This window comes from Acetivibrio straminisolvens JCM 21531, from assembly GCF_000521465.1.
Taxonomy (GTDB): domain Bacteria; phylum Bacillota; class Clostridia; order Acetivibrionales; family Acetivibrionaceae; genus Hungateiclostridium; species Hungateiclostridium straminisolvens.
Map to the genome: position 1 here is coordinate 17,752 of NZ_BAVR01000032.1, position 24,478 is coordinate 42,229.

A 24,478-nucleotide genomic window follows, 5' to 3' on the forward strand; every position below is an offset into this window, starting at 1 on the left:
AACTGCAAGAGGGTGATGGCAATAAAAACCAGAATAATATTTGTTCGTCATGCCGAGGCTGAAGGGAACCTCAACAGGGTATTTCACGGCTGGACCGATTCATCTATTACCGAGAGAGGACATTTGCAGGCTCAAAGGGTTGCCGAGAGGCTTAAAGATGTTGAAGTTGATGTTATTTATTCCAGCAGTTTGAAAAGAACACTTCAAACTGCCCAGTATATTGCTGATGTGAAAAACCTCCCTATAATAAGAACTGATAAGCTCAAGGAAATAAACGGAGGAGAATGGGAAAACAGAGAGTGGGAAGAGCTGCCGAATTTGTGGCCGGAAGAGTATGACAGTTGGGAGAACAGGCTCATGAACATAAAATGCCTGGCGGAGAGTCCATGGTGGAATTTCAGAAAAGGTTGATTGATGAGGTAAAATACATTATCGACGATAACAAGGGAAAAAATATATGTATTGTTACCCATGGAACGGCGATTAGATCCATGATGTGTTATTTTAATAATTGCGATCTTACAGAAATGATAAACGTTCAATGGTATGACAACACTTCTGTGACCATACTGGATTATGAGGATGGAAAATTTGATATAATACTAGAGGGAGATACTTCTCATTTGGAAAAAGAGCTTTGCACCGTGCAAAACCAGAAATGGTGGCAGGAATACAATGAAAAATACGAACAAAGAAAGCAAAAGGAGAGTATGTAAAGTTCCTTCAAACATTATAGAGGTTAATAATGTTTGAAGGTGCTGGAAAGAGAGAGTCCCAATGAAGTTTCTTTTTTTTACAGATTCCCACATTAGAGGAACAACGCCGAAAAACAGAAAAGATAACTTTTATGAGACGCTAAAAGATAAATTTTATGAGATAGGTGATATTTCCAAGCAGCTTAAGGTTGATTATATACTGCATGGAGGGGATTGGTTCGACAGACCCGATATTTCTCCTTCCATAGTCAGGGAATTTGCCGTTATTATAAAGAGTTTTGACAAACCCATCTACACTGTGGCCGGCAATCATGATATCTACGGTCATAATCCTGAAACGGTGGGAAGGACAATGCTGGGCCTTCTTGAAGGAACCGGGATTATAAATCTTTTAGGTTATGATGACGAGGTGATTTTGGAAAAGGACGGAATAACCGTTCAGCTCACCGGAAAGCCTTACAATTATGATATTGACGGTGAGAATTTCAGGGATTATTATATTGTAAAAAAACGAGCTGATGTGGATTATGCCATAAACATAGTTCACGGGATGCTTCTTTTGAAGCCTTTCTATGAGGGTATTAAATATACATTGCTGGATGATATAAAAGAAACGCAGGCGGATATAACTTTTGCCGGTCACTATCACAGCGGATTTGGTGTCAGGGAAATCAACTCGAAATACTTTATAAATCCGGGAAGCATTGTAAGGGTTTCGAGCAGTTTGACGGAGCTTGGAAGAAGACCTGAGGTTGTTTTTTTGGAGCTTGACGGATGCGGAATACATATAGAAGAAATTGAGCTAAAAACCGCCCGGCCGGGAGATGAGGTGCTTGACCGGGAAAAACTTGAGGCTGCAAAGGATAGAAACTTAAAACTGCACCGGTTTTATCAGGGTATCGAGGCATCGGAAAAGTACAAAAAAATAAATATTTCTCAAATAGTTGAAGAGATTGCCTTAAGCGATGATTTGAGCCGGGAGGTTAAGGAGGAAGCTCTAAGAAGGATTGGAATTGCACGAGAGAATTTGTCAAAGGGACAGGATGACGAATGATAAGGATTAATAGGATAAAGATTGAGAATTTTCAGTCACACCGGAATACGGAGCTTTCATTTTCCGACGGACTTAATGTTATTGTGGGACCGTCGGACCAGGGGAAGTCTGCAATTATCCGGGCTATTAAATGGGTTTTGTATAATGAACCCAGGGGCACTGATTTTATAAGGCAGGGAGCAAATTCTGCTAGGGTTTCTATAGAGCTTAACAACGGATATGTCATTACTCGGGAAAGAACATCAAGTAAAAACAGGTATACTCTAAGAGACCCTGAAGGAAATGTAAGTATATTTGAGGGATTTGGCAATGAAGTGCCGTTAGAAATCGTAAAGGCCCATGGCATCCCAAAAGTTGTTTTAGACATGGATATTCGTGCCAGTCTCAACATTGGAGAGCAGCTTGAAGGGCCGTTTCTTTTATCGGAATCCGGTGCTACCCGGGCAAAAGCCATAGGAAGGCTGACTGGGATTCATATAATTGACCAGGCAATAAAAGACTGCGCTACGGATATAAGAAGGGAAAACCAGACCTGCGACAGGGTTCGCAATGAGATTGACGATATTGACAAAAAGCTTGAAGAATATGAAAATATAAAGGAATTGGGAAACAGGCTAGAAGAATCGGAAAAGATAATTGCCAAAATGGAAGCTTTGATGGCAAAAACCGATATGCTCGAAGAGAAAAAGCATTCCCTTCAGGATATTGATGCCCAGTATTTGGCTCAGATAAGGATTCTTTCAAGGCTTGACAGACTGGAAGAATGCAGCGTGTATTTAAAAGCTGCTGAACTGGGTTTCCTTAGGCTAAATCAGATATTGGGCGTAAAAAAGAGATATTCTGAAATTATGACCATGATAGCAGAGATGGAAAAGGTTTTGGAAAAACAGACACTGTAGATGAGGCAATGAAGCTTTTGAAGGATATATCGGATATTTCCTCACGACATGAAATGCTTAGTAAATTACGTTCGGAGTTAACCGATGTTAGCAGGGAGCTTAACATAACAAAGAACATTCTTGACAGGACAGAAAATGTCAAGGACTTTGATTTAATCATAAAAAAGATTTCTGACAGGGTTTTGCTTAGTTCAAAAATTACTCAGGTTCGGGAAAGACTTGTTTCTCTAAATCGAGAGATATCGGTGCTAAAAGACAAAGTATCCTATTATGAAAAAGTAAATTTGGTACAAGATATTGTGATTTCCATTGATAAAAAGCTGGAAGTATTGAATAAACTTGAAGGAGCCAAAAAAGAATACAGTGCAACCTGCGGCAGTCTAAATGACGGTTTGGCGTTTATGGAGAAGAATAAAAAGGAGATACAGGAAAATCTTAATTTATATATAGATATTCTTAGAAAAAACGGAGTATGTCCTCTATGTAAAAGCAGCATTGGTGATGAAAAGCTTGAAGACATAATAAGACATTATGAGGAGGTGCACTAATGTCCGACTATGAGAAAAAGCTTAATCAAATTAAGGACAATTTGGATAAAGCAAAAAGTTTACGAATAAGGGCAGAGGCTAAGCTTGAGCAGCTTAACAGGCAAAAGGAGGAAATACTTTCAGAGCTCAAAGAGCTGGGAGTGGAGCCCGAAAACTTGGATAGCGAAATTGCAAAGCTTAAGGATGAAATCGAAAGTCTGATAAGCAAGGCAGAAAGTTTGTTGCCGGAAGAACTTGTAACGAGGCAATAAATGTCACTTGTTTAAAAAACGATTGACAATTTGCATGTTAAGATAAATAATGAAAATGATATTAAAATATTAACGGCAATGAGGTGTATGATTTGAAGAAAAAGGTAGGTATTATTTCGCTTGGCTGTCCGAAAAACCTTGTTGATAGTGAAATAATGCTGGGATTACTAAAGAAAAGTGATTTTGAAATCACATCTGACAGTGACAAAGCCAATATTATAATTATTAACACTTGCGGCTTTATTGAGTCTGCAAAAGAAGAGTCTATAAATACTATTCTTGAAATGGCAAGTTACAAGAATAAAAATTGTGAAATGCTTATTGTTGCCGGTTGTCTAGCCCAGAGATATAAAGATGAAATAATAAAAGAAATACCGGAAGTGGATGCGGTTGTGGGTGTTTCCGGATATGACGAAATAGCAAAGGTTATTGACCGGTTTTACAGCAAAAACAATAAAGAAAAAGCTGTGTTTCATAAGGACACTTTGAGTGTGGAATATCTGAATAACGAGCGTATGCTGTCCACAAACGGCGGTTATGCTTATTTGAAAATATCCGAGGGATGTGACAATTGCTGTACTTACTGTGCCATTCCTTCTATCCGCGGGCCTCACAGAAGCAGAAAGATAGAGGATATAGTTCTTGAAGCCAGATCCCTTGCAGAAAAAGGAGTCAAGGAAGTCATTTTAGTGGCACAGGATGTTACCGTTTACGGTAAGGATCTTTACGGTCAAAAGAAGATTGTGGAATTGCTGAGGCAAATCAGCAGTATACAGGGAATTGAATGGATAAGACTTTTATACAGCTATCCGGAAGAGATTAGCGAGGAGCTGATAAAAGAAATTGCACACAACGAAAAAATAGTAAAGTATTTGGATATACCCATTCAGCATATAAGTGACAAGATACTGAAGCTAATGGGAAGAAGAAGTACGGGTGATGGTGTCAGGAATATTTTGGATAAACTAAGGGCCGAAATTCCCGGTATCGTTATAAGGACTTCGTTGATAGTTGGCTTTCCCGGTGAGGATGATAAGGACTTTAAAGCACTTTATGATTTTGTCAGAAAATACGAGTTTGACAGACTTGGCGTCTTTACCTACTCGAGGGAAGAAGGCACTCCTGCCTATGATTTAAAACCGCAAATAAAAAAGAGTGTTAAGGAGTCAAGAAGAAGCGATATAATGCAGCTTCAGAAGGAAATTGTACAAAGAAAAAATGAAAATAGATTGGACAAAGTGTACAAGACCCTGGTGGAAGGGGTATCTGAAGACGGTATTTTCTACTATGGAAGGACTTATGCGGAAGCTCCGGATATTGACGGTTCGGTTTACTTTACCAGCGCAGAACCTCTTAGATTTGGAGAATTTGTGGATGTTAAAATATTAAATGTTGATGATTATGATTTAATAGGAGAGGTTATAAATGAATCTTCCAAATAAACTGACTATATCGAGAATTATTTTGGTCCCGGTTTTTATGCTATTGATAATACCGATTCCGGAATGGATTGTAAACAGCAGCCTTCTGTCTTTTGCTCATTCGCAGCTTAAAGACATAAACTTTTTCATTGAAAACTACGGCAATTATATTGCAGCAATGTTGTTTTTTATAGCTGCAAGCACCGATGGTCTGGACGGATATATAGCAAGAAAGAGAAAGCAGGTAACGAATTTCGGAAAGTTTTTAGACCCTATAGCTGACAAACTCTTAGTTACAGCTGCACTTATTGCTCTCGTAGAAAGAAACGATCTTTCTTCATGGGTTGCCATTATAATAATCGCAAGAGAGTTTATAATTACGGGGTTAAGACTTGTTGCTGCCAGTGAAGGAATTGTTATTGCAGCAAGCAAATGGGGGAAAATCAAGACAGTTACTCAGATTATTGCTATTTTAGCCGCACTTGTAAGAGGTTATCTGGTGGATGTTTTGCTGGGATTTCCGATAGACAAAATTTTAATTCTGCTTGCTGTTATTGCCACCATCTATTCCGCTTATGAATATATTGTGAAAAATGCCCATGTTATTAACCAAGACAAGTAAAATAGAGAGAAAAGGAGTCAGAGAACATTGCTCTGGCTCTTTTTTATAATCAAATTCCCAATTTAAAAAAGTGTACAAAGCATGTTTATCAGCCGAAATGCAACATTTAATACTGTGATATAAAAAAGTGAATAATAAAATTGGTAATTCAAAATTTGGAAAATGTATTGATTAAAAATAAACTTGTAGCTATAGCAAATACAAGGGTTTCAAGGAGAATTTAAAGGATAATTGCAATAAATGTTTTGCGAAAAATTGAGGAAATCCTTGCATATATGATAAATATATTATATACTTTTAATATCAGAGATTAGTACCAGGTAATAATTATGCAAAAAGATAATATAATATATAATAAATGACATGTTACTCAATGATAATTTGAAAAAAAGAAAGAACCATATTGCTCCGGGACGAAAAACTCTATAGAATGGCCCGGAATAAAAAGAGGTGAACACATGAGCAGGTCGTCATGTATGAAGAAAGAGAGGCAGGCTATACTCCTCGAAAAACTTGAGCATGACCCCTTTCTTACAGATGAAGAGCTATCTGAAATGTTAGGTGTGAGTGTGCCTACAATAAGGCTTGACAGACTGGAACTGGGTATTCCGGAGCTTAGGGAAAGAATAAAAAAACGTGGCACAAAAAAACTATAGCAAGGTAAAATCACTTCAGGTTAAGGATATAGTTGGAGAACTGGTTGATATAACGTTGGGGCAGGGAGGTATTTCGATACTTGAAACCAACTCAAAAATGGTTTTTGAGAAAACAAGAATAATTCAGGGACATTATATATATTCCCTGGCAGAATCCCTTGCCATTGCAGTGATAGATGCCCAAGTAGCCTTGGTTGGAGTGGCAAATATAAAGTACAAGATTCCGGTATATGCGGGAAGCAAGCTTGTTGCCAAGGCTGAGGTTAAAAAAGCAAAGGATAATAAATTTATAGTTTGGGTAAAGATTACTGAGAAAAATGTTGAAGTGTTCAGGGGGAAATTTATTTTGGTGTCCCTTGAAAAAATTTGAAATGTGTAGTAATTTATTGGAGAGAAAATTATAGACTATTGGTTTTAGGAGTGAATACTTTTGATTATATTGGTTGATGCAATGGGTGGAGATAATGCGCCCGATGCCATTGTTAACGGATGTTTGGATGCTGTTTCGGAAGCTGAAGGCTTTGAAGTGTTGCTAATAGGTGACGAGGAAAGAATCCGGGAAATATTGAATAAGAGAAGCTATGATACCTCTCGAGTCAAGATTCACCATGCTTCTGAAGTTATCACTGTTGAAGATACGCCTACAAAGGCAATCAAAACCAAGAAGGATTCTTCCATGGTTGTAGGTTTCAAGCTTCTAAAGGAGAAAAAAGGAGACATATTTTTATCCTGCGGTAACAGCGGAGCACTGATGGCAGGTGCCCTATTCATACTCGGCAGAATAAAGGGTGTTGACAGGCCTGCAATTGCAGCAATAGTACCCACCAAGTCAGGAAAAGGCCTTATTATAGATGCAGGACTCAATACCGTTTGCAAACCTGTTAATTATCAGCAGTTTGGTATAATGGGCTCAATTTATATGAAAGAGATGCTGGGGGTTGACAATCCGAAGGTTGGCCTTTTAAATATTGGAGCCGAAGTGGGAAAGGGCAATGAGACGCTGAAAAACGCGTATTCGCTTCTTTCAGAATCAAGTATTAATTTTGTAGGAAATATTGAGGGAAATGATGTGGCTTTAGGCACAGTCGATGTGGTTGTTTGCGATGGTTTTGCAGGAAATGTGCTGCTCAAATTCTATGAAGGAGCAGGTTCATATTTCTTTAGCCTCATAAAGGGTATTTTGCTTAAGAATTTTAAGACAAAAATGGCAGCCCTTTTGCTCAAGAAAGATATGAAGGTTATAAAAATGATTATGGATGCAGACGAAAACGGAGGCGCTCCTATATTGGGAGTTGACGGTCTTGTACTCAAAAGTCACGGCAGTTCAAACGCGAAAACAATAAAAAATGTAGTTATTAAAGCCAGTAAATTTGCGGGAACGAAGGTATTGGAAAAAATAAGGCAAGAGTTTGTTAATATGGAGGTCGAGGAGATTGAACAGGACTTATAATTGCGGGATTTTAGGATTGGGAAGCAGCCTTCCGGAGAAGGTTCTTACTAATCAAGATTTGGAAAAAATGGTGGACACATCGGATGAATGGATTACAAAGAGAACCGGAATATCGGAAAGAAGAATATTGGATGAGGATATGCCGACGTACAAACTGGGAGTGGAGGCTGCCAAGAAAGCTCTGGCCGATGCCGGAGTAGAAGCGGAAGAAGTCGATTTGATAATTGTAACTACGGAAACACCCGACTATCTTACACCATCCATGTCCTGCCTTATTCAAAGCGAGATTGGAGCAACCAGGGCAGCAGCCTTTGATCTAAATGCTGCATGCTCGGGATTCATTTATGGAATGTCTGTAGCAAATCAGTTTATTAAATCGGGATTTTACAAATATATATTGATTGTAGGTTGTGAAGGACTTTCAAAAGTAACCGATTGGAAAGACAGGAATACCTGTGTGCTCTTTGGAGACGGGGCAGGTGCGGCGCTGTTCGGACCGGTAGAGGAGGGCTATGGAATAATCACCACCTATACCGGAGCGATAGGTGAACTGGGTAAAAATCTTACCATCCCCTGTTGTTTTGTTTCACCTCAGGATATTGAGGTAAGAGTAGGAGAAAATAAAAGGACGCTGTGGATGGATGGCGGCGAGGTCTTTAAATTTGCAGTAAGAATAATGGAGCATGGGGCATTAAAAGTATTGGAAGACTCGGGACTTACTATGGATGACATAAAGCTGATTGTACCACACCAGGCAAATATCAGAATTTTGGAAGGTGCGGCAAAGAGGCTTGACGTACCAAACGACAAGATATTTTCAAATCTTCACAAGTACGGTAATATCTCGTCTGCGTCCATACCTGTGGGATTGATGAGTCTTATAGGCAAAATCTCATTTCAAATGGAGATAATTTGATTTTGGTTGGCTTTGGAGGAGGTCTTACTTGGGGATCTGCCATAATCAAATGGAATAAATAAATCATGGATAAATCAAGCTGAAACTTTGCTTTAATATTGGAGGGAGAGGAATGGGAAAACTAGCGTTTTTGTTTTCGGGACAGGGAGCACAATATGTCGGAATGGGTAAACAAATAGCTGATGAGTACAAATCTGCCGATGCGATATTTGATGAGGCATCGGAAGCTTTGGGCTTTGATGTAAAGAAAATGGTTTTTGAAGGTGATGAAGATACCCTCAAGATAACTGAAAATACTCAGCCTGCTATTGTGACAACAAGTGTGGCTTTGCTTCAGCCGCTTCTTGAGAAAGGGATAAAGCCCGATGTTGTCGCTGGATTGAGTCTTGGAGAATATTCAGCCCATGTTGCGGCAGGTACAATGAGTTTTAAAGATGCCGTATCTTTGGTAAGAAAAAGAGGTAAATTTATGCAAGAGGCGGTGCCGGTTGGAGTTGGCACCATGGCAGCTATAATAGGTCTTGACAGCCAAGCGGTGAAGGAATGCTGTAAAAAGGCATCCTCCGAAGGAATAGTAGAGCCGGCAAACTTTAACTGCCCGGGTCAAATAACTGTTGCAGGAGAGGTAAAAGCTGTAGAAAAGGCTGTAGAGATTGCAAAAGAGATGGGAGCAAAAAAAGCAATGCTTCTTGCCGTTAGTGCTCCGTTTCACTGCAGCATGTTAAAGCCGGCAGGAGATAAGCTTGCACAGGAGCTTGAAAAAGTGAGCTTCAGCGACATTCAAATTCCTGTGGTAACGAATGTAACAGCAGAATATATTTTTGATAAAGACAAGGTAAAGGATCTTTTGATAAGACAGGTAAGCAGTTCGGTATTGTTTGAAGATTCTATAAGAAATATGATTGAAAATGGTGTGGATACTTTTGTTGAGATAGGTCCAGGTAAAGTACTAAGCGGTTTTGTTAAGAAGATCAGCAAAGAAATGAAAACTCTCAATGTTGAGGATATCGAATCCCTTAATAAAACATTGCAGGAACTTGGAGCCTGATAGAATAAAGATATTCATAATGGCAATGAGAGGTGAATAGTATGCAATTAAAGGGGAAAACTGCAATTGTAACCGGCTCGGGCAGAGGTATCGGCAAAGCTGTAGCATTCAAACTGGGTAATATGGGAGCAAATATTGTTCTTAACGGTACACCCGCTTCAAACAGCGTTGATGCGGCTGCTGAGGAATTTAAAGCTGCCGGAATAAATGTTGTTGTCACAAAAGGTGATGTAAGCAATCCTGAAGATGTCGAGAGTATGGTTAAAACAGCAGTGGATACATTCGGAAGAATTGATATACTTGTAAATAACGCTGGTATAACCAGAGATATGCTCATGCTCAAAATGTCTGAAAAAGATTGGGACGATGTTTTGGATATCAATTTAAAAGGAGCTTTTCTTTGTACAAAAGCTGTTTCTAAAATCATGTTGAAGCAAAAAAGCGGCAAAATTATAAATATTACCTCTATTGCAGGTGTTATGGGTAACCCAGGTCAGGCTAATTATTCAGCATCTAAAGCAGGCTTGATAGGTCTTACAAAATCAACTGCAAAAGAATTTGCTGCTAAGGGGATTTGCTGTAATGCTGTGGCGCCGGGTATAATCATAACTTCCATGACTGATGTTTTACCTGACAAGGTGAAGGAAAACTATTTGAATAACATACCGCTAAAAAGGTTTGGGACGCCTGAAGAAGTGGCAAATGTTGTCGGTTTTCTTGCATCTGACGATTCAAATTATATAACGGGTCAGGTAATAAATATTGACGGCGGACTGGTAATGTAATAATATCTTATTGTAACACTATTTGGTTAAAATCAATAGTTTACACTAAGATCAATCAAAACCCCCTGTGGAAGGAGGTGAATGATAGTGTTCGAAAAAGTAAGAAAGATTATTGCAGAGCAGTTAGGTGTTGAAGAAGATGAGATAACAATGGAATCATCTTTTATTGACGATCTAGGTGCAGACTCATTGGATATTGTTGAATTGATAATGGCCCTTGAAGAGGAGTTCGACCTCGAAATTCCTGATAGCGAGGCTGAAAAGATTTCAACAGTAGGAGATGTTGTTGAGTACATTAAGAATAATTCATAAAAAAAGTCCCTGCAAAAGGGACTTTTTATGATAAACTTATGCTTAAGTCAAAACGGGAAGAATAATTGTTAATTATCATAGAAATAGTTAACTTTATTATATATTTACGTACAAGTATTAGTACAGGAGGTTTAACAATGAAGAGAAGAGTAGTTGTTACAGGTCTTGGAGTTGTATCCGCGTTGGGTACCGATATTAACGAGTTCTGGAACGCGATAAAAGAAGGTAAATCCGGAATAACCGCAGTAACCAAGTTCGACGTATCGAATATGCCTACAAAGGTTGCAGCTGAGATAAAAGACTTTGATCCTACCAAGTTTATTGATAAAAAAGAAGCAAAAAGAATGGATCCTTATTGTCAGTATGCATTGGCTGCTTCAAAAATGGCTGTGGAAATGTCAGGACTTGACATTGAAAAGGTAGATAAAAACAGGTTCGGAGTTGTTGTGGGTTCGGGAATAGGCGGAATAGGTACATTTGAAGAGCAGTACAAGGTTTATATGGAAAAGGGGCCCGGCAGAGTAAGTCCGTTCTTTATACCCATGATGATTTCAAATATGGCAGCGGGACAGATTGCCATACAGTTTGGAGCAAGAGGCTTTAACGAGTGTGTTGTAACTGCGTGTGCAACATCGACTAATGCAATTGGTGACGCTTTTAAAGTTATTCAGCGGGGAGATGCCGATATTATTATTACCGGAGGATCGGAAGCTTCCATAACACCTTTGTCTTTTGCAGGTTTCTGTTCAATGAAAGCTATGACCACAACAGAGGATCCGGCTCTTGCCTGCAGACCTTTTGACGCAGAAAGAAACGGATTTGTCATGGGAGAAGGCGCAGGTATTCTTGTATTGGAAGAATTGGAGCATGCTCTAAAGAGAGGTGCAAACATTCTTGCTGAGATTGTGGGATATGGAGTCACAAATGATGCATATCATATTACCGCTCCGGCACCGGAAGGCGAAGGTGGAGCAAGATGCATGAAAATGGCTATAGATGATGCAGGAATAAAACCTGAAGATGTGAATTATATTAATGCACATGGAACATCTACCGAATACAATGACAAGTTTGAAACTGCTGCTATAAAGGCTGTATTTGGAGACCATGCAAAGAAGCTGGCTGTAAGCTCTACCAAGTCGATGACAGGACATCTTTTAGGTGCAGCAGGTGCAGTTGAGGCTATAATTACTGTCCTTGCGTTAAAGGACGGTTTCTTGCCTCCGACAATCAATTACAAGACACCGGATCCGGAATGTGATCTTGATTATGTTCCGAATAAAGGAAGAAGTTCCGACATAACCTATGCATTGTCAAACTCTTTAGGTTTTGGAGGTCACAATGCAACTATTGCACTGAAAAAATTCTCTTAATAATTGCAATTGTATTTTATAGAAGGGGGACGGAATTATTCCGTTCCCCTAAAGTCGTGAGGTGTTATGATATTTTTTCCATCGGGGAATGTATATTATAGCCTTTGAAGGATGGGAGGAGCAATGTTTAGTTTAGACAGTTTTATGGGCAGGATAAAGGAACTGGAAGGGATTATTGATTATTGCTTTGAGGACAAGATGAAGCTGGTATTGGCTTTGACTCACAGTTCCTATGCCAATGAATGCAGGGATGAAAGAATATCAAGCAATGAAAGGCTTGAATTTCTGGGTGATACCGTTTTAAACATGGTTGTCAGCGAATACATTTATACAAACTGTTCATACCTGGCAGAAGGAGAAATGACGAAGTTTAGAGCCAATGTGGTATGTGAACGTACTTTGGCTGAGTGTGCACAAAACATAAGCATTGGGAAATACCTCCTTCTCGGAAAGGGCGAGGAAAACACCGGTGGAAGGACAAGGGTTTCAATACTTTCAGATGCTGTTGAAGCGCTGATAGGGGCTATATATATTGACGGCGGCCTGGAGAATGCAAGAACTTTTGTATTGAACCAACTGGGCAAAACAATAGAGGAATCTATTCAAGGAATACTTTTTATGGATTACAAGACCCAGCTTCAGGAGATTATTCAGAAAACAAATGACCACAAAATTGCATATGAGATAATTGAAGAAAAAGGGCCTGACCACAGTAAGGTGTTTGTTGCACAGGTAAAAGTTAATGAAAAGGTAGTAGGAGTCGGGGAAGGCCGGACCAAAAAGGAAGCGGAACAGATGGCTGCAAAATCATCATTAAAGAATATCAATGCCTAAATATCAATCCATAAAACTATAATATATAAAATTTTAAGCGATAATAGATATGCAATAAAACATAATGTCGAGTCTAATTAAATACATTATTACAACAGGATTTAAGAGGGAAAATAATGGCTTTTAAGCATATTGTTATACCGATTTTTATTCCCCACAAGGGTTGTCCTTTTGACTGCATATATTGCAATCAAAAGTATATAAGCGGTCAAAAAGATGATATGACCGAAGATAAGATGATATCGATTATTGAGTCCCATATTAATTCTGCCGGCCAAGATGCATACATTGAGATTGGCTTTTATGGCGGCAGTTTTACAGGAATAGAGAGAGAAGAACAATATAAATATCTTGGGACGGCCAATAGATATATAAAAGAGGGCAAGGTTAAAAGCATACGGCTTTCAACCCGTCCGGACTATATAACCGGTGAAATTCTTGATTATTTGAAGAAATATTCTGTAAACACAATAGAGCTAGGGGTACAGAGCCTTGATGATGAAGTCCTTCAAAAGACCTGCAGGGGTCATAGTGCTGAGGATGTCTACAATGCTTCGGCTCTTATAAAGAAGTGGGGCTTTGTTCTCGGAATACAGACAATGATAGGGCTTCCGGGAGACAGCAGGCAGAAGGCCCTTCATACTGCAGAAAAGGTTGTTGGCATAAAACCTGATATTTTAAGGATTTATCCTACACTGGTGGTTAGGGGGACCTATCTTGAAAAGATGTATAACAAGGGTGAATACACTCCTTTAGAGCTTGAGGAAGCAGTTGAACTTTGTGCCGAGCTTCTCTATATTTATGAAAAGAACAATATAAATGTAATAAGAATTGGGCTTCAGCCTACCGAGAGCATAAATGAAGGCGGTGACGTGATAGCCGGTCCTTTTCATCCGGCTTTCAGGCAGTTGGTAGAGTCAAGAATGGCTCTTGACGTTATCGAAAAGGCGATTATAGAGCAAAATCTGTCGAAAAAAAGCAGTCTTATAATTTGCACCGATAAAAAAGAAATATCGAATGTTATAGGTCAGGGCAGGAAAAATGTAGAATATTTAAGAAAAAAGTATGGATATGATAAAATAATTGTCAGAGAATATAATGTGGGACATGAAATTTATGATATAAAATATTAATTTTATAATATTGTTTGTTAGTTTGGATTGTTATAAAATAGTATTAGGCTAGAAATTATCTCGTATCGGTTATCATATATTTCTAAAGAGAGAATTAAATTTATTTTATTTTATTTAATTTATATAAGTTATATTTTATTGAGGAGGAAAAGTGTATGGAAGTATTAAAGGTATCAGTCAATCGCAGCCGAAGATGGTCGCTGGAGCATTGGCAGCAATTCTTAGAGGCAAATCGACAGCAGAAATTCAAGCAGTGGGGGCAGCAGCGGTAAATCAAGCTATTAAAGCAATAGCAATCACAAGAGGTTTTGTGGCACCAAATGGTATAGACATCGTTACAGTTCCAGCTTTTTCATCTATTAGTATCGATGGGGAGGAGAGGACTGCGATTAAGTTCTTAGTCGAACCTAGATAATTTTATTACATAATTACTGTTTTGAGGCTGTTCTTATAATTTAAGAACAGCTTTTTTAATTTGTTTTTTTGAGGTAGAATCTAAATAGCATATATAAATGTTTCGAAATATATGAAGTGTAAAAAGTATGCATAAAAACGTTATTGGAAGAAGGACAGGAGGAAAATCACGTGGAAAAGCCGATAGTAGGAATACCTCTTGGGGATGTGGCGGGTATTGGCCCTGAGATAGTGGTAAAAGCGCTAAAGGAAGAAAACATTTACCGATTCCTTACGCCCGTTGTCATAGGCTCAAAAGACGCAGTCTGTCAGGCATTGGAGATTTGTGGGCTCGACAGCCGAATAAATGTTATAGATGAAACTCTCCATGGATTGATATCCGATAGCAGTGCGATTAACCTTGTTGATACCGGAGATATTGGTGTGTCAAATATTAAAATGGGACAGGTCCAGGCACAGTGTGGAGAAGCAGCTTTTAATTATATAAAACGTGCTGTGGAGCTTGCCATGGATGGAAAGATAGATGCTGTGGCCACCACACCCATAAACAAAGAATCGCTGAAAATGGCAGGAGTGGACTATATCGGACATACGGAAATTCTGGCGGGACTTACCGGTACCAAAGACCCTTTAACTATGTTTGAAGTGGGAAACTTAAGAATATTTTTCCTTAGCAGGCATGTCTCTTTGAGACAGGCATGCGATTTGGTCACAAAGGAAAGGCTATTGGACTATATTAAAAGATGCACAAAGGCACTGGGGCTCTTGGGTATTAATGAAGGAACCATGGCGGTGGCAGGGCTTAATCCCCACAGCGGAGAGCACGGGCTTTTTGGCCGAGAAGAGGTTGATTCTGTGATACCTGCCGTAAAGGAAGCGGTTTTAATGGGCTATCGTGTGGAAGGACCTATTGGTGCTGACTCTGTATTTTATCTTGCAAGCAAGGGAAGATATAACTCGGTGCTTTCCCTGTATCATGATCAGGGGCATATTGCTGCCAAAACCTTGGATTTTGAAAGAACAATTTCAGTTACCATAGGGCTTCCTTTTTTAAGAACGTCCGTGGACCACGTACTGCATTTGATATTGCCGGTACGGGAAAAGCCAGTGCCGTAAGCATGGTGGAAGCTTTGCTTGTTGCGGGAAAATATGCCCGAAGCTATAAAAACAACATTTTGTAAAATATGGTTTTGCTTTGCCGGAAATATTGATGTGAGATAATATTGCCGTGTTGATTATATAAAAAATTATGTTAGAATAATTAATGTATAAAAATTTGAGGTTTTCATTCTAAAATTACCGAGGTGTTTTATTTGCATCTAAAAAGACTTGAGATTCAAGGCTTTAAATCCTTTGCAGACAGAATACAGCTTGACTTTAATTCCGGCATTACTGCTGTGGTAGGACCGAATGGAAGCGGTAAAAGCAACATTTCCGATGCAATAAGGTGGGTGCTTGGAGAACAGAGTGCCAAAACCTTGAGAGGCGGAAAAATGGAGGACGTAATATTTGCCGGTACCGAGCACAGAAAGCCTTTGGGCTTTGCAGAGGTTTCTCTTACCTTTGACAATTCTGACGGCATACTTCCTATTGATTTTAGTGAGGTTACCGTAACCAGGAGGGTGTATCGCTCCGGGGAAAGCGAGTATATGATAAACAAGACCCAGTGCCGTCTTAAGGATATTTATGAGTTGTTTCTTGATACCGGGATCGGTAAGGATGGCTATTCCATAATCGGACAAGGAAGAGTTGACGAAATCTTAAGCTCAAAATCAGAAGAAAGAAGGGGCATTTTTGAAGAAGCCTCCGGAATAATGAAGTACAAGGTCCGAAAGCAGGAAGCGGAACGAAAGCTGGAAATGACAAGGCAAAATCTGCTTAGAATAAATGACATTATTACAGAGCTTGAAAACCAGTTGGAGCCTTTAAGAGAGCAGTCCGAGGTGGCAAAAAAGTACCTGAACTTAAGGGATACTTTGAAAGAGTTAGAGATAAACGTATATATAGAAAATATCACTAAATACAAGGAAAAGATAAAGGAATTGGAAGAGGGTTATGCTTCGGTAAAGGATAATATAGACAGCGAAAATAAAAAGCTGGAGGATATTACCAATCTCAACCAGAAAAATCTTGGCATTTTAAAGGAAATGGAAGGAAAGCTTGAAGCTGCAAAACAGGAGTTTTATGCTATTGATGGCAGCCTTGAAAAATCCAATTCCGAAATCAGGCTAAATCAGGAAAAAATCAGCAACCTGACCTCAAATATTGCTCGTCTTGACGGGGAAATATCGGAGGTTGAGGAGAAGATCAAGGCTATATCGGAAGAAGAGGCTGCAAAGAACAGTAAAATCCTTTATCTAAAAGAGAGGTATGATGAGTATTCCGCCAAGCTTGAAGAGTCCGAAAAAAAGCTTCAGGCCATTATTGCCACATTGAACGAGAATGAGAGATATATTGAGAACTTGAAGACTGAGATAATGGAAATGCTCGATATACAGTCGGACAAGAGGACACAGATAAACAACATAAAAAACCATATTGAAGGTATCAAAAAAAGACAGACAAGCATTGACACGGAAGTATATCAGTTGACTCTTGACAAAGACAAGGAGAGCATGAAGAAGGAAGAACTGTCGGAGAGTATTTACAAAACAAACGAACTGATTAAAAATATTAAAGATTTGCTTTCTGAATTGAATGAAAAAAGAAAGGACCTTGGCATAAAGCTGGAAGAAGAAAAGAAAAAGCAGAATAACGTCAGGTCCCAAATACAGGTGATGACCTCGAGGCAGAAGATGTTAATGGATATGGAGCGAAACCTTGAGGGCTATAACCGGAGTGTAAGGGTTGTTTTACAGGCGTGCCAGCAGTCGAAAGAGTTTGGAAAGGGTATTCACGGTGCGCTGGCACAGCTCTTCTCTGTGGACAAGAGGTATGAGACAGCGATTGAGATGTCTCTAGGAGGAGCTTTGCAGAATATAGTCACCACCAGCGAGGAGGATGCCAAAAGGGCAATAGAATATTTAAAGAGAAACAATTTGGGAAGGGCAACTTTTCTTCCTATATCCTCTGTAAAGGGAAAATATCTTGACGACAGCATATTAAACCAGCTAAAGGGTCATGAAGGTTTTATTGGAGTTGCGTCCGACCTTATTGAATATGATGAGCAATACAGGGGAATAGTTTTGAGTCTTCTAGGTAAAGTGGTGGTAGTAGACAGCTCGATGCCGGGATAAAAATGGCGAGAAGGTTTGGATACAGCTTTAGAATAGTATCTTTAGACGGTGATATATTAAGCACCACCGGTTCCATGTCCGGAGGAAGCAAAGAGAAGAGAGAGTCTGGGATATTGAGCAGAAACCGGGAAATCTCAGAGCTGGAAAAGAACATTGCAGAGCTAAAAGAGGACGATGGGACGATAGAAAAAAACGTTGAAACGCTAAGCAGAGAGCTCACAGAGATAATAGACAAAATATCTTTAGAAGAAAGCAGCCTTAAGGACAACGAGCTTATAAAAATAAGAGATGAGAGCCATTTGGCCCAGATTGAGGAAAATATCAAAAGAAGCATTGCAAGAATTGATATGTTAAAGCAAGAAAAAGAGCAGCTCATTAGACAGGAAAAGGATACTTTTGAGGAGCTCTCAAAATACGAAAACGAGCTTTCCAAAATAGAAGGTGATATTGCAGAGAAAAAAAAATATTGTGGCAAAATATCAGGAGAAGAACAAGGAAGAGCAGTCGATAAGAGATGCGTTGCATACCGACATTACCGACTACAGAATTTCGGTAAACTCTATTTTGGAGAGTATAGAAGGCGTAAAAGAAACGCTGGAGAGGCTAGAGAATGAGAAAAACGGCCTTGTAAAAGGAATCGAAAGAAAGAGAGTTGAAAAGACAAGAAACGAACAGGAAATAAAATCCCTGGAAGAAAAAAATGAAGGGCTGGACAAGTTAATTAAAAAGTATGAGGAAGAAAAATCCGGGAAAACTTTTGAAATAGACAGGATTACGGAGGAAAAAAAGATCCGGGAGGAAGAATCCGCGGGTATTATAGATCAGATAACCGAAATAAACAAGAATATACTGTTGCTTCAGGAAGAACACAGCAGAATTGAGGTTAAGAAGGCAAGGCTCGAGTCCGAGATGGAGTCGATTCAGAACAGGATGTGGGACGAATATGAGCTTACCTATACCAATGCATTGGAGCTTAAAAAGGATATCGGAAGCATAACACAGGCTCAGAAAAGAATAACCGAGCTGCGAAATGAGATAAAAGAGCTTGGGCCTGTTAACGTCACTGCTATCGACGAGTATATAAAAACTAAAGAGCGTTTTGAATTCATGTCGGCACAGAAAAACGACATGGAGCAGGCAGAGGAAAAGCTTCAAAAAGTAATAAATGAAATGGTATCTATAATGAAGCGCCAGTTTATGGAGCAGTTTAAACTCATAAATGAAAACTTTAACATGGTATTTAAAGAGTTGTTTGACGGCGGAAGGGCAGAGTTGATTCTTGTAGACAAGGAGAATATACTCGAAAGTGGTATTGAGATAGAGGTACAACCTCCGGGGAAAAAGCTTCAAAACCTTATGCTCCTGTCGGGGGGAGAAAGGGCGTTTACTGCAATTGCGCTGCTCTTTGCCATTTTAAGACTCAATCCGACACCTTTCTGTGTGCTGGATGAGATTGAAGCGGCTTTGGATGATGCAAATGTGTACAAGTTTGCACAGTATTTGAAGAAGTATTCCAATGTAACACAGTTTGCTGTTATTACTCACAGAAAAGGTACTATGGAAGCTGCCGATACCCTGTATGGAGTTACAATGCAGGAGCATGGTGTTTCAAAAGTGGTTTCCCTGAAGATGGGAGAAAAAGTGGGATAAAAATATTAAGAAATTTGGATGGAGGAAAAGTAGGATATGGGTTTTTTTGACAAGCTAAAAGAAGGACTAAGGAAAACAAAAAACACAATCACCGAGAGAATTGACAAGGTATTGGTGTCTTTCGGAAAAATTGACGAGGAGTTGTTTGAGGAACTGGAAGAAATACTTATAACTTCCGATGTGGGAATCGATACTAGCATGAAGATTATTGAAAACCTTAAAACCAGGGTCAAGGAGACAAGAACCACGGACCCTGCCAAGGTAAAAGAACTTCTTAAGGAAGAACTGGCAAAAATTCTAAGCAGGGAGAGTCGGAGCTCAAGCTCGATACAACTCCAAGTGTCATATTGGTGGTTGGAGTAAATGGCGTGGGCAAGACTACGTCCATAGGTAAAATTGCAAACCTTTTAAAGTCAAAAGGAAAAAAGGTTATCCTTGCTGCAGGGGATACCTTTAGGGCTGCTGCAATAGATCAGCTTGAAATATGGGCCAACAGGGTTGGTGTCGAGTTGATAAAGCAAGCGGAGGGTTCAGACCCCGCAGCCGTTATTTATGATGCCGTGCAGGCAGTAAAGGCTCGAAAGGCTGATGTGTTAATCTGTGATACGGCGGGAAGACTCCATACAAAGAAAAATTTGATGGAGGAGCTCAAAAAGGTATTCAGAATAATAGACAGGGAGCTTCCGGGAGTATCTAGGGAAGTTTTGCTTGTGCTTGACGCTACTACGGGTCAGAATGCCATCTCACAGGCAAAAACTTTCAGTGAGGTAACTGATGTTACCGGAATTGTACTAACAAAGCTCGATGGGACTGCCAAGGGCGGTATAATAATTGCTGTGGCTTCAGAGCTGAATATTCCTGTGAAGCTTATTGGTGTAGGAGAGCAAATCGACGACCTGCAGAGATTTGATGCAAGGGAATTTGCTGAGGCACTTTTTTCATAGAATAAATATCAAGTATATAAGTTTATCGATGGTGAAAAACATGGAAAAGGAAAAGCTGATACAGATTCTATGGGACTATCTTCGCATGAACCATAGACTTTCAAAATCCGATTGCATAGTTGTGTTGGGAAGCCATGATACTAGGGTTGCCAAGAGGGGAGCAGAAGTCTTTTTGGAGGGCTTTGCTCCTCTAATTGTATTCTCGGGAGGATACGGCAAGCTTACAAAGCATATATGGAACTGCACCGAGGCTGAAAAGTTTGCGCGGATTGCGGTGGATATGGGGGTTCCGGAGGAATGTATCCTTATTGAAAGCAAATCCTCAAACACGGGCGAGAATATTCTGTTTACAAAGGAGCTATTAAATAAAAGGCAAATAAAAGCCCGGAAAATTATTGCGGTCAACAAGCCGTATATGGAAAGAAGGACCTATGCAGCATTTAAAAAGCTCTGGGAAGATGCAGACGTGATTGTTACTTCTCCTAAGATGGAGCTTATGGAGTATCTTGCGGCTACGCCAGCGGGGAGATTACGGAGGATGAAGTCATCAGTGTGATGGTTGGCGACCTCCAGAGAATAAAGGTGTACCCCGAAAAAGGCTTCCAAGTGCATCAGGATATTCCAAAACAGGTGTGGGATGCATACTTAAAACTTGTTGAGATGGGATATACCAAGCACCTTTGCTAAAATATCTTTTGCCCAATTGAAACACTTTAAAACAAAAAGAAAACTTTAGTACAAGTGGAAAATTTTCTATATCCCGAAGTGTTATAAGCTTATGGACCGGTACAAGATTAGCTGTCTTCTCATATTATGAAAAAGGATATTAAGCGGCTGTTTTTCGATTAATAGGGGCAATTGCTATGAGTACTGAGCGTGACTTAAAAGAGTTTAAAGTTGAAACGAGAACCATTACGGAGGTTCAAAGCGAGCCGGTTTACCCCACCGGCCGGTGCGGCCCTGTGCTTGCAAGAATTCCTGTTGTTGTTTCCCAATCAAAAGTACATATAGGCATTGAATCTAAGGTTTGTTTTGACCATTCTGTTTTAGAAATCTACAGCAATTCAAGGAAAGTATATCTTACCCAATGCAAACTGTTGAACACGGGCAATAAAAGGTACGGCAAAATTTATCTGAACGGTTATGTAAGTGAAAATATTGCGTATGCGACATACTGCTTGAAAGACAGGGAATATGGAAATAAGAAAAATACGTCGGCTGATGTGCTTTATAAAGCTTTAAAGGTACCTTTTGAATGTGTAACCAAAATCGAGTATTGCACCTTTCCTGTATTTAAAACTTCAAACGGGTTTATAACCGTTGCATTGCCGGATAAGGAAAATATTCCTGAAGATTCTTATTTTTCCGGAGAAAGATTCTTTTGCGAGTTGGACGAAGCATCTATATGCGAGTCGAATGTGGAGAGAAAAAAAAGATTTTCAGGGGTTAGTGCCAAGGAAGATTCATTTGATACCTTGACTGAATATTTGGAGCTGTCTATAACATTTACACTGTTGCAATGGCAGCAGGTAAGGATTCCGGGATATTTGACCAATAATCTTATATAAAGCTATGACATAATGTTACTTTGCATGAGGAATGGCATAGTTTACATAACACACATAAGTGTACTCTTTCATATATTGTTAGTAGGAGGTAAAAAAATATCTCTAATACCAATCCATGTTTTAGGAGGTGGCGAGATGGATAAAGAGTACACTTGCAAAGGTGGAGTAATTAAATCGGAAACTCTTACTGAATGTTCAAACGAATTTTTAACTCCAAGAGGTTTTAGCGGACCCTTTGTTGGAAAAATACCTGTAGTTCTTGCCGAGCCTGTTATACAAATTGATGTAGAATCGGTTATTCAGTTAGATGAGCCCGCCTTTGAAATCAAAAGAATCAAAAAGAACTTGTTTATTACCCAGTGTAAACTAATTGACACAGGATTCGATTATGAATGCAAAACAAAGAAAACCGGAAAACTGTTTCTTAGCGGCTATGTAAGAAAAAATATTGAATATGCTACTGCTGACTGCATTAATCAAAGCAAAGACGGAATAAGCGGAAAGATAAAGCACACAACTGTAAAGGTTCCGTTTCAGTGCGCAACTAAAATAATATTCGATGTTCCTCCGGTGATTTGTCAAACAGGTCCTGCAAAGGAAATAGCTTCCTTTGTTGACAACATAAAAGGCAACGACTTTTGCGGACAAGAGATTATCGGCAGTGATCCGTGCGAAATGGGATTTGCACACGTTGAGTGTTTCAACGAAAAAGTATTTTGCGAACTTGAAGAAGTGAAAATATTTGAAGATGATATTTTGAAAGATCCTAAAGGGCTTGGATGTTACGGTAAAGAAGAATTTATCTTTGACAAAATCATTGAAAAAATGGTCATATTTATAAGATTGAAGCTTTTGCAGAAGCAGCAAGTAAATATTCCGGGCAAAGAAATAGGTGACAAAAAGAAATAATAGATTAAAAACTAAAATTGGGAAGCCGTTTGGCTTCCTTTATTGTTTATATTCACAATGAAAAAATATATAAAAATCTTTATTCAATAGATGTAGAATTGGCTATAATATGATAAAATACATAACGCAAAGTTTTTTCGAGATACTTGTTTTGATGAATGGAGGAGTTACTTTGGAAAAGATAAGAATAGGTATTGTGGGATACGGCAATTTGGGAAAGGGTGCCGAGATAGGAATTAGACAGAACAAGGATATGGAACTGGTAGCCATATTTACAAGAAGAAATCCCGATTCAATCAAGCCATTGACTGAAGGTGTAAAAGTTTATTCTCTTGACGATGCCAAAAATATGAAAGATAAAATAGATGTTATGCTGCTATGTAGCGGAAGCATGTCGGATTTGCCGGTGCAGGGACCGGAATTTGCGGAAATGTTTAATATTGTGGATGGATTTGATACCCACAATAAAATTCAGGAATATTTCGAATCTGTGGATGAGAAGGCAAAACAGTCAAAAAAAGTTGCTGTTATAGCCTGCGGATGGGACCCGGGAATGTTCTCTTTGAGCCGCTTGTTTGGAGAGGTTATCCTGCCTGAAGGAAAAACCTATACTTTCTGGGGCAAGGGCGTAAGCAGGGCCATTCCGATGCCATAAGAAGAGTTAAGGGTGTGCTGGATGCAAGGCAGTATACCATTCCGGTTGAGAGTGCTATTGAATTGGTAAGAAAGGGAGGAAACCCCGAACTTACAACGAGGGAAAAGCACATCAGGGAATGTTTTGTAGCGGCAGAAGAAGGAGCAGATAAAGAAAGAATTGAAAAAGAAATTAAAACCATGCCGGACTATTTCGCAGATTATAATACAATTGTGCATTTTATTTCGGAAGAAGAGTTGAAAGAAAAACACAGCGGAATTCCCCACGGAGGATTTTCAATAAGAACAGGTAAAACCGGTGTCAATAATGAGAACAACCATACTATAGAATATAGTCTGAAATTGGATTCCAATCCGGATTTTACAGCCAATACTTTGATTGCATATGCCAGAGCTGCTTATAGATTAAACAAGGAAGGCGTTTGGCGCCAAAACGGTTTTTGATATTCCTCCGGCATACCTTTCTCCAAAATCCGGTGAAGAGCTCAGAAAGAGTCTATTATAATTATAAAAATTTGCCTCTTTCATTTTACTTAAAGAGGCTAAATAAGATAGACAGGGCTCGTTACTTCCCTGTCTATTTATATATTTTACACATATTCTTTGCGGTGCTCTATAAGGTCAATTGTACCTAGGAGTATGTGGGCGAGCCAAAACCGGTTAGACCCCATGAAATTTTGGATGAAAGCGGTTTAAGCGATAATCCTGTTGCAGTAACTACAGTTCCGAGAATTGTTGGTATCATTCCTTCGCGCATTTTCATAATAATGACCTCCATAATTGTTGAGTTTGGTTGTAGTTTGTGTAGTTTGACGGTTTTAATGCTTGGGAATAATTAATTGAGATGCAGATAAAGGGCAATTAAGCCATAATGTTTTGCAAAGTTGTGTTATAATAATTGATGTTGCTAAAAAGTATTGCTTAATTTAAAATAGAAGAATGAACGGCCGTATTTTTCACAAAATATCACAGATTTTAAAGGATGTTTAAGAAAACTTTATGGTATCATTATTTATGACCAAATGCGGAATTTGATAAATAGTTTTAAAAATATATTGAATGAATTCCATTATGATATATAATAT

General features: G+C 39.1%; 15 protein-coding genes and 10 pseudogenes. 24 read left to right on the top strand and 1 reads right to left on the bottom strand.

All coding sequences use genetic code 11. From position 1 onward, the window contains the following. The first annotated feature begins 15 nt into the window (after positions 1 to 15). The 24 genes and pseudogenes from JCM21531_RS09680 to JCM21531_RS09790 all read left to right on the top strand — a co-directional run bounded on the left by JCM21531_RS09680 (position 16) and on the right by JCM21531_RS09790 (position 23,837). Positions 16 to 716, top strand: a pseudogene (locus JCM21531_RS09680) (histidine phosphatase family protein). Between the two features lie 61 nt (positions 717 to 777). Continuing rightward, the gene (locus JCM21531_RS09685; RefSeq protein ID WP_038289340.1) at positions 778 to 1,770 is read left to right on the top strand and encodes a metallophosphoesterase family protein; all 993 of its coding nucleotides are present in this window, start codon (positions 778 to 780) and stop codon (positions 1,768 to 1,770) included. Further along, positions 1,767 to 2,669 carry an AAA family ATPase gene (locus JCM21531_RS21665; protein ID WP_243467508.1) on the top strand — a complete coding sequence of 301 codons (903 nt, stop codon included), beginning with the start codon at positions 1,767 to 1,769 and terminating at the stop codon, positions 2,667 to 2,669. Before JCM21531_RS09685 ends, JCM21531_RS21665 begins: the two co-directional genes overlap by 4 nt. Before the next feature lie 8 nt (positions 2,670 to 2,677). Beyond that, entirely contained in the window at positions 2,678 to 3,217 is a 540-nt protein-coding gene (locus JCM21531_RS21670) for a hypothetical protein (RefSeq protein WP_243467509.1), read from the top strand. After that, a complete protein-coding gene (locus JCM21531_RS09695) occupies positions 3,217 to 3,468 on the top strand; it encodes a hypothetical protein (protein ID WP_038289342.1) in 252 nt (83 codons plus the stop codon). The genes JCM21531_RS21670 and JCM21531_RS09695 overlap by 1 nt, the downstream gene beginning before the upstream one ends. Before the next feature lie 92 nt (positions 3,469 to 3,560). Then, complete coding sequence (gene rimO / locus JCM21531_RS09700) at positions 3,561 to 4,910, top strand: 30S ribosomal protein S12 methylthiotransferase RimO (RefSeq protein ID WP_038289344.1); 1,350 nt, start codon at positions 3,561 to 3,563, stop codon at positions 4,908 to 4,910. Next, positions 4,894 to 5,511 (top strand): CDP-diacylglycerol--glycerol-3-phosphate 3-phosphatidyltransferase, encoded by a 618-nt coding sequence (pgsA, locus tag JCM21531_RS09705; protein WP_038289346.1) that lies wholly within the window; start codon positions 4,894 to 4,896, stop codon positions 5,509 to 5,511. Before rimO ends, pgsA begins: the two co-directional genes overlap by 17 nt. 458 nt (positions 5,512 to 5,969) lie before the next feature. After that, positions 5,970 to 6,537: pseudogene (fapR, locus tag JCM21531_RS09710) on the top strand (transcription factor FapR). A 60-nt stretch (positions 6,538 to 6,597) separates the two neighbouring features. Then, the gene (gene plsX, locus JCM21531_RS09715) at positions 6,598 to 7,617 is read left to right on the top strand and encodes a phosphate acyltransferase PlsX (RefSeq protein ID WP_038289348.1); all 1,020 of its coding nucleotides are present in this window, start codon (positions 6,598 to 6,600) and stop codon (positions 7,615 to 7,617) included. Next, positions 7,601 to 8,595: pseudogene (locus JCM21531_RS09720) on the top strand (beta-ketoacyl-ACP synthase III). Before plsX ends, JCM21531_RS09720 begins: the two are co-directional and overlap by 17 nt. A 50-nt stretch (positions 8,596 to 8,645) precedes the next feature. Further along, positions 8,646 to 9,581, top strand: coding sequence for an ACP S-malonyltransferase (gene fabD, locus JCM21531_RS09725; protein ID WP_038289350.1), 936 nt, complete (start codon positions 8,646 to 8,648; stop codon positions 9,579 to 9,581). A gap of 41 nt (positions 9,582 to 9,622) precedes the next feature. Continuing rightward, the gene (fabG, locus tag JCM21531_RS09730) at positions 9,623 to 10,366 is read left to right on the top strand and encodes a 3-oxoacyl-[acyl-carrier-protein] reductase (RefSeq protein ID WP_038289352.1); all 744 of its coding nucleotides are present in this window, start codon (positions 9,623 to 9,625) and stop codon (positions 10,364 to 10,366) included. 84 nt (positions 10,367 to 10,450) lie between these two features. Next, the gene (gene acpP, locus JCM21531_RS09735) at positions 10,451 to 10,678 is read left to right on the top strand and encodes an acyl carrier protein (protein WP_038289369.1); all 228 of its coding nucleotides are present in this window, start codon (positions 10,451 to 10,453) and stop codon (positions 10,676 to 10,678) included. A 137-nt stretch (positions 10,679 to 10,815) separates the two neighbouring features. After that, entirely contained in the window at positions 10,816 to 12,051 is a 1,236-nt protein-coding gene (gene fabF, locus JCM21531_RS09740) for a beta-ketoacyl-ACP synthase II (RefSeq protein ID WP_038289354.1), read from the top strand. A gap of 123 nt (positions 12,052 to 12,174) precedes the next feature. Continuing rightward, positions 12,175 to 12,885, top strand: a complete 711-nt coding sequence (gene rnc / locus JCM21531_RS09745) for a ribonuclease III (RefSeq protein ID WP_038289357.1) — start codon at positions 12,175 to 12,177, stop codon at positions 12,883 to 12,885. Between the two features lie 116 nt (positions 12,886 to 13,001). After that, complete coding sequence (locus JCM21531_RS09750; protein WP_038289359.1) at positions 13,002 to 14,018, top strand: elongator complex protein 3; 1,017 nt, start codon at positions 13,002 to 13,004, stop codon at positions 14,016 to 14,018. A 155-nt stretch (positions 14,019 to 14,173) separates the two neighbouring features. Continuing rightward, positions 14,174 to 14,433, top strand: a pseudogene (locus tag JCM21531_RS09755) (stage V sporulation protein S). A gap of 170 nt (positions 14,434 to 14,603) precedes the next feature. Continuing rightward, a pseudogene (gene pdxA / locus JCM21531_RS09760) lies at positions 14,604 to 15,613 on the top strand (4-hydroxythreonine-4-phosphate dehydrogenase PdxA). 132 nt (positions 15,614 to 15,745) lie between these two features. Then, positions 15,746 to 19,318: pseudogene (gene smc / locus JCM21531_RS24450) on the top strand (chromosome segregation protein SMC). 36 nt (positions 19,319 to 19,354) lie between these two features. Further along, positions 19,355 to 20,262, top strand: a pseudogene (ftsY, locus tag JCM21531_RS09770) (signal recognition particle-docking protein FtsY). A 40-nt stretch (positions 20,263 to 20,302) separates the two neighbouring features. Continuing rightward, positions 20,303 to 20,949 (top strand): annotated as a pseudogene (locus JCM21531_RS09775) (YdcF family protein). Between the two features lie 176 nt (positions 20,950 to 21,125). Next, positions 21,126 to 21,830: a DUF7852 domain-containing protein gene (locus JCM21531_RS09780; RefSeq protein ID WP_038289362.1), complete on the top strand. Its 705-nt coding sequence runs from the start codon at positions 21,126 to 21,128 to the stop codon at positions 21,828 to 21,830. 135 nt (positions 21,831 to 21,965) lie between these two features. Beyond that, positions 21,966 to 22,739: a CsxC family protein gene (locus tag JCM21531_RS09785; protein WP_038289365.1), complete on the top strand. Its 774-nt coding sequence runs from the start codon at positions 21,966 to 21,968 to the stop codon at positions 22,737 to 22,739. 154 nt (positions 22,740 to 22,893) lie between these two features. Then, a pseudogene (locus JCM21531_RS09790) lies at positions 22,894 to 23,837 on the top strand (diaminopimelate dehydrogenase). Between the two features lie 146 nt (positions 23,838 to 23,983). On the opposite strand, the pseudogene JCM21531_RS09795 reads toward JCM21531_RS09790, so the two are convergent. Then, positions 23,984 to 24,156 (bottom strand): annotated as a pseudogene (locus JCM21531_RS09795) (asparagine synthase). Between the last annotated feature and the right edge of the window lie 322 nt (positions 24,157 to 24,478).

Excerpts from the sequence above, each read along its gene's own strand:
- JCM21531_RS09780 (WP_038289362.1), top strand. The coding sequence starts at position 21,126 with ATGAGTACTGAGCGTGACTTAAAAGAGTTTAAAGTTGAAACGAGAACC.
- JCM21531_RS21670 (WP_243467509.1), top strand. The coding sequence starts at position 2,678 with ATGAAGCTTTTGAAGGATATATCGGATATTTCCTCACGACATGAAATG.
- JCM21531_RS09695 (WP_038289342.1), top strand. The coding sequence starts at position 3,217 with ATGTCCGACTATGAGAAAAAGCTTAATCAAATTAAGGACAATTTGGAT.
- JCM21531_RS09785 (WP_038289365.1), top strand. The coding sequence starts at position 21,966 with ATGGATAAAGAGTACACTTGCAAAGGTGGAGTAATTAAATCGGAAACT.
- JCM21531_RS21665 (WP_243467508.1), top strand. The coding sequence starts at position 1,767 with ATGATAAGGATTAATAGGATAAAGATTGAGAATTTTCAGTCACACCGG.
- fabD (WP_038289350.1), top strand. The coding sequence starts at position 8,646 with ATGGGAAAACTAGCGTTTTTGTTTTCGGGACAGGGAGCACAATATGTC.
- JCM21531_RS09750 (WP_038289359.1), top strand. The coding sequence starts at position 13,002 with ATGGCTTTTAAGCATATTGTTATACCGATTTTTATTCCCCACAAGGGT.
- rnc (WP_038289357.1), top strand. The coding sequence starts at position 12,175 with ATGTTTAGTTTAGACAGTTTTATGGGCAGGATAAAGGAACTGGAAGGG.
- fabF (WP_038289354.1), top strand. The coding sequence starts at position 10,816 with ATGAAGAGAAGAGTAGTTGTTACAGGTCTTGGAGTTGTATCCGCGTTG.
- pgsA (WP_038289346.1), top strand. The coding sequence starts at position 4,894 with ATGAATCTTCCAAATAAACTGACTATATCGAGAATTATTTTGGTCCCG.
- fabG (WP_038289352.1), top strand. The coding sequence starts at position 9,623 with ATGCAATTAAAGGGGAAAACTGCAATTGTAACCGGCTCGGGCAGAGGT.
- JCM21531_RS09685 (WP_038289340.1), top strand. The coding sequence starts at position 778 with ATGAAGTTTCTTTTTTTTACAGATTCCCACATTAGAGGAACAACGCCG.